Below are 6,295 nucleotides of genomic sequence, written 5' to 3' on the forward strand. Positions count from 1 at the left end.
TGTGCAAAAAGTAATTTACCAACAACTATAGATACGAGTAGTTTAGTAATTTATTACAGGAACGCATTTTTTATGATGTACAAAAGGAAGTTAGTGTTAAAATTAAAACAACAGTTATTCAAGTAATGCAATAGTTGAAGAAGAAACTGAAACTTTAAGGCAATCTCATTCGTCTAATTAAGTAATAATAATACAAAAGATGTTTAGTTTAAAACTTGTATATAAGGGGAGGGAATTACAATGACATTTTTAACTATAATTGGAGTGTTAATATTAGGTCTAGTTATTTTAGCCAATGGTTTTATTGCTAAGAAAAGTTGGATTAAATTAGTATCCGTTATTCCATTAGCAATCGCGAGTTGGCAACTAGCTTTACTGTTTGCTATGGGCTAATAATCATGAAAATTTTAAGATTGTTCACTTTTTGGTTCGCGATTTTTAGTATATTTGTTTGCTTATACAATTATTTGGGATATGATGACAAAAATTTATTGTTTTTTCTTGATCCGATTCTTCACAAAGTTGTTTATATCGAACCTTATAGAAGTTGGATTTTTGCTTATGGATACGTATTATGGTTTGGATATTTCTTTAAGATTTTTTTAGGAATTATTTACGGAATTTTACTCGATTTGATCATCTTCTTTGTTAAAAAACTATTAAAGTTTCAGAACGAGCGATAGCGGTTGCTTTTCTTATATAACAGACGAGTGCGATTATGGAACAAGCATAATTGTTCTTTTACTCTTGAAGCAGAAGAGTTGAAGAACGAATTTATATTTTGTCCAGTAATTTGAAATTTGTAGTCTATTAACAAAGGGGTAATTTTATGTATAAGAAAGTGCTTTTTTTTTTTTATATAATGCTTTTATTTATGACTTTACTCGGTGGTTGTAGTAGTTCTCCTTCCAAAGAGATATCATATGCATCTATATTAATAGCAAATGGAACAGAATATTACTTGCAAGGAGAAATTAAAGATAATGAATTTACTCTTGGTGAAAAAATTGGAGAAGTACAAAAAAAGGTAGCAATAGAAGTCATGCCCAAAGAGGATTTTTCATCTAACTTTTTAGAAGTAGGTGAAGAGATATACTCTTCCAACGAAGATAGTAAGGTTATTATCGTAAAAAGAGAAAATGCCACTTACCAAAAGTTCACAGAAAAAGGCTACTATACAAATAAAGACTAACCGTTGTTAAAGTAACGACGAGCGTATCTTGAAGAAGCAGTTTACTTGAACAAGGAGTAATGTCAATTAATAGAAGTATTGAAATTCAAATAATTAAAAATTGGGGGTAAAGATATGTTAAGGCACAAAGTAATTGGTGAAATTTTTAGTTGGAGTAAGGCACTATTAATAGCATTGTCAATCGCAATAATTGTTAGTGCATTTATATTTCAGCCTTTTACAGTTAGTGGGAGTTCTATGGAACCAACATTGGATGGAGAAGACCCTATAAATAAAGATAAAATCGGTGACCGAGTATTGATTTACAAAAGTGCGTACATCTTAGGTGAAGAACCAAAATTTAATGAAATTGTTATTATTGATAGTCGTGTTAATAGAAAAAGAACATTAAAAGATAATCTCCTCGAAAGTCCTATTGTAAGTTTGATAATTAGAACGAACGATGATGAAAAGAAACATTGGGTAAAAAGGGTAATTGGTGAAGCTGGAGATACGATAGAATTCAAGGATGGTAGCGTGTACCGTAATGGAACTGAATTAGTTGAAAGTTACATAAAAGAAGAAATGATATTACCATTTGAAACTATCGTTGTTCCAGAAAACTATATATTTGTAATGGGTGACAATAGAAATGGTAGCGAGGATAGTAGGAATGTTGGTCCTATCCCGAAAGAAAATGTCTTAGGAAAAGCCCTTCTTAGGTATTATCCTTTAAATAAGATAAATAATTTTTAATAGGTAGAAGTAATTCGATTTGATAATTAGTTTTAATATGTGAAGAAATGTACTTAAATTAACGGGTGCAATCCTTTAAGAAGCAGGGATTGTTCTATTCTTATTGAAGTATAAGAACAGGTTATTAAAAGATAGTTATGAAAAAAATATATAGCGGATGGTATAATTTGGTTAGAAGGGTAGTAAGACTTCTAACTTTTTTGTTTTATCATAGGGGGATTTTGTTTGTATAAAGGTTTTGTTATTTTTATCGTTACTTTAATCTTTATTATTATGGCATTATGGTTTGGCTTAATTGTATTTTTTCTAGGCTATTCTATAAGACAAGGATTGCTATTGGGGCTATTGATTATATTACCAGGACTCTTCTTCCTCTTTGCTAAAAATAAAAACAGGGTTAATAAAAACAAAATAAATTATATACCTGTTTCTGATCCTTCTGCTGAACAACCTTTAAGTTCTATTGAGAAAGATGGATATGATTTTGATACGTTAAAGAACATGTTTAAGGAAAACTACGAGGAAATATTTTCAGATTATGGTATTGCTATTCATGAAAAAGATGGAAGATGGCTGTTATTTTGAATCTCTTGTTACAGGTATTGCAAATGATTGTTAAAAGGCGTATATATAGAAAATACTGCGAAACACTAAACAAAAACAATCGGAGGTTTGTTAATGAAACGCTTTTTTTTACTCTTGATTATGTGTTTTGTATTAGTGTCTTTAACTGGATTCGACTCAAATAACACCACTCTTAAAATTACAGATGCAGAGGTTACTCTTATTAAAGTAGAACGAGTGTTGCGTTATGACTTTAAAATAAAGAACCTTGGAAAAAATACAGTTGGTGGTAATGAAGATTATCCTGGGCACCACCCCTTAAGCTTAAATATGGCAGTCAGACCTAATCCCAGTTTAGCTGACTGTATGGAAATGGAAACAATACAAAATACAAAATACAAGAAAATGGTAAATAGAGGTAGTGGGGGAACAGGTTATATAACACCAGGAGAAGAAGGTCAATTTCATTTAGAATATCAAATAAAGAAGGATACTAATTTGGAAGCGGCTAAACAAAAGGCATTAGATGGTACTTTAATTATTATGGATGGAGTAAAGGTAATTGCAGAAATTCCTCTCAATAAATAGTTTTTTACTCTTCTTAGATGCTATGAGTATCCATTTCTATTTTCACTATACGATGTGCGATAACTGACTAAAGGTTATCTCCTTTTTCTTGTCGAAGTAATGAATTTAGGGAAACCGAGTAGGAATGAAATTATTAGATATTTGTGGTATAAGCCTCCCTACATATTTATGAGGAGAAAGTAAAATGAAAAGGTTGGTGTTAAATTGAAACTCATTATATGTGAAGAGGTGTACTTTAAGTAATTAATGCTTTTGTTGATAAACAATTACTAAAAAACAACAAACTCACTTACTGCGTAGTACAACGATACTTGTAACGAAAACTAATCTAATGGCGATCACAATTCAAGTGATCGTTTTTTCGTATTAGACTTCATACTGTGAAACAAAATAATAGGATAAAACTATATTTTTTGTAATTCAAGTCAAAAGTTTTCTTAATAAAAGTCTTGTGTTTATACATGTATGCAATGTGGGATGCCTAAGCGATGCTGAAGGAGAAACCACCCAGTACACTTATCTTCCATTTGTATTCGGAGCTTTCTTCATAACCATAGGTTTAATATTTTCAGCTAAAATACGTTTGTTTGAAACGGTTATAGGTCCAGTTTTTTACCAATACTTTTTTTAGTTACTGGGTTAATCGTTGGATTTATCATTTTAAAGGTTATACTAATGCTGAAGCCGAATTGACTATATTATGTGGATAATACTGTTAATTAATCCACTTAAGCGAAAGCCAATGTTGAAGAAACAGAAAAATGAAAAAATAGCTCCTTTTGCTGTGCAGTAGACTTTTTCCTGCGTAGCAAAGATCTATTTGTGGAAATTAAGAAATGCAGAGTTAGATAAAGCACTCTTTATTTTATTATGAACTTAGGAAAAGTTAAAAATAATTTAGGTATAATGAGGAGTAGTATAAGATATGAAAAATTCAATCCCGATTACATCAAGTGAATTAGGAGTACTATGGATGACATACCAAAGAAAAACAATGATGATTAATATGATAGAGTATTTTATAGAAAAAAGTGAAGATAGAGCTGCAAGAAAAATCATGGTAAACTACTGCAAAGAAAACAATAAATTTGTGGCTGAAATAGAAGATATATTCAAGGGGGAAGGGGCTATTGTTCCATCAGGTTTTAATGAAAAAGATGTCCATAAGGATGCAAAATCCTTGTTCGATAAAATGTTTGATATTTTGTTTCTACGTCTTATGATGAAACTAAGCTCAGGACTAAATGCATTGCACTTAGATATGACGTACAGAAAAGACGTAAGAGATTTTTTTAAACGGTCATCAACGAGTTCTCAAGAAATCTTTGATGCTTGTACAGAATATCTTTTGGAAAAAGGAGTATTAGCACGTTCCCCATATGTTACGATGCCCAAAGAAGTAGAATTTGTTGAGGAAAAAAAATATATGAAGGGTATAAAGCTATTTGGAGATAAGCGACCTTTAAATACTGTAGAAGTTGCTCACATTTATCAATCTATAGAGGGTCACATAGTAGAAACCAATCTATTGACTGGTTTTGCACAAGTAGCTAAAGAAAGTGAAGTTAGGGACCATTTTATGAAAGGGAAAGAACTTACTAAAAAGATTGTTTCTGACTTTGCGAGTATACTACAGCAAAGTGATATTCAAACTCCCAGTACATGGGCTGGAAGACCAACAGATTCAAAAGAACCTCCATTTTCAGATAAATTAATGATGTATTGCTCAACCACACTAGCTGGCTTTCAATTAACTAGTAATGCGCTAGGTATAGCCCTTAGTATGCGAAGTGATCTACCTTTAAAGTTAATGTTACTCTCCCAAGATGTATACCAGTTTGCCAATAAAGGCGGTCAGTTAATGGTGAAACATCATTGGATGGAAGAACCACCTCAGATGGAAGACCGAAATCAATTGATCAAATCACAAAAATAGAAATATAATATGTTATTTGTATAGAAGGGAATTTATGAACAAAGTGGTCTCACTAAATTCGTTTTATTGGTGAAATTGATGATGATGCAAATGTACCGCTGAAATTATGATAACTAACGGAGGGATGGAAGAATCTCTAGGTACATTTGATCGTCAACAAACAATGAAAACGAATTAAATAAAATTTATGATTTTGATTTCCTAGTATTTATAAAAGGATCTTATACTGCACAACAATACTGCTGAATATTAGAAGACGATCACGTTTATTAAGTGATCGTCTTTTCTTCGTATATGACTCTTACTACGCAACAAGTAATAAACCAACTAACTACTCATAGATTAGAGTAATTTAATAATTCTTTTCATACCTTATTTGTTATTTTCTGGTATGATTTATTTATGAAAATAATTTAGATTGTGAAGTGCTTCACTTAAAGTAACGAGTAGGATAGTAAAAAATCAATTTATTTTAATTACTCATAGGGGGAATTTATGTGAAGAGTTTGTCAGCATCAATTAGTTTACTTGGTGTATTTTTGGTGATTGCTGCGTGGCTTGTTTCGAATGCCATTACTAATTTGCAACCTCATTTTCCAAGTTCAATAACTGTTGACCAGCCAATTAATAGTCAGTATGAATTAATATTAAATGAAGGATGGCTTTACTTATACGACACAACTAATGGGCAAGTTTGGAGAAAATTAGATGGTACGGATTCATCGTGGGAAGTTGTAAAACATTTTACTGAAAATTGAACTAACGAAAGCGTTTATTCAAGAAGGAATAAACGCCTTTTTCGTGGAATTTATTCACAAACGAGGAGGTTAATAGAGTTAAATAATGACTTGAATTAATTATGATAGGTAAAAAGGGTGAATTATTGTTCTATGATTAAAGGTATATTTGAAACGCATATTAATGTAAGAACTACCAACAATCGGCAAGTTTTTATGAAAAATTACTAAATATTGGTTAGAATAGGAAAAATTAAATAGTAGAAATTTATCTTTCTAAATTTTCATAGTCTTTTGTCTTGTGTGTTCTTAAAGTAATGGGGGGCATTAGTTGAAGTAAAGAATCAGGTTAAATAAATTCATTGAAAAAAGGGGAGATAGTGTGCCAGCAGAATTTAAATTCTTAGCACTAGTAATAGGTTTAAGTGTTATATTTTTAATTTTAATTTTAAGACGTATTAAAAAAGGGGTTTCTGGTTTGAAGCTGATGCTACTAGGGATTAACATTACACTAGTTGGTGGTGTGGTCACACTAGATAATAA

Annotated in this window: 7 protein-coding genes; all 7 read left to right on the plus strand. The window is 31.0% G+C overall.

From position 1 onward, the window contains the following. Nucleotides 1-240 precede the first annotated feature (240 nt). The 7 genes from ACK4M9_RS19580 (at nt 241) to ACK4M9_RS19610 (ending at nt 5,773) form a co-directional block, all read left to right on the plus strand. On the plus strand, nt 241-393 hold the full coding sequence (locus ACK4M9_RS19580) for a hypothetical protein (RefSeq protein ID WP_409854308.1): 153 nt from the start codon (nt 241-243) through the stop codon (nt 391-393). 436 nt (nt 394-829) lie between these two features. Further along, the gene (locus ACK4M9_RS19585; protein WP_409854309.1) at nt 830-1,192 is read left to right on the plus strand and encodes a hypothetical protein; all 363 of its coding nucleotides are present in this window, start codon (nt 830-832) and stop codon (nt 1,190-1,192) included. Between the two features lie 114 nt (nt 1,193-1,306). Beyond that, complete coding sequence (lepB, locus tag ACK4M9_RS19590) at nt 1,307-1,927, plus strand: signal peptidase I (RefSeq protein WP_409854311.1); 621 nt, start codon at nt 1,307-1,309, stop codon at nt 1,925-1,927. Nucleotides 1,928-2,152: 225 nt separating this feature from the next. Beyond that, nucleotides 2,153-2,512 (plus strand): hypothetical protein, encoded by a 360-nt coding sequence (locus ACK4M9_RS19595; RefSeq protein ID WP_409854313.1) that lies wholly within the window; start codon nt 2,153-2,155, stop codon nt 2,510-2,512. A 93-nt stretch (nt 2,513-2,605) separates the two neighbouring features. Continuing rightward, nucleotides 2,606-3,079, plus strand: coding sequence for a hypothetical protein (locus tag ACK4M9_RS19600; RefSeq protein ID WP_409854314.1), 474 nt, complete (start codon nt 2,606-2,608; stop codon nt 3,077-3,079). A gap of 925 nt (nt 3,080-4,004) precedes the next feature. Next, nucleotides 4,005-5,015, plus strand: coding sequence for a DUF3231 family protein (locus ACK4M9_RS19605; RefSeq protein WP_409854316.1), 1,011 nt, complete (start codon nt 4,005-4,007; stop codon nt 5,013-5,015). Between the two features lie 497 nt (nt 5,016-5,512). Then, on the plus strand, nt 5,513-5,773 hold the full coding sequence (locus ACK4M9_RS19610; protein ID WP_409854318.1) for a hypothetical protein: 261 nt from the start codon (nt 5,513-5,515) through the stop codon (nt 5,771-5,773). Nucleotides 5,774-6,295: the final 522 nt, after the last annotated feature.

The sequence above is a fragment of the Anaerobacillus sp. genome (assembly GCF_046314235.1).
Taxonomy (GTDB): domain Bacteria; phylum Bacillota; class Bacilli; order Bacillales; family Anaerobacillaceae; genus Anaerobacillus.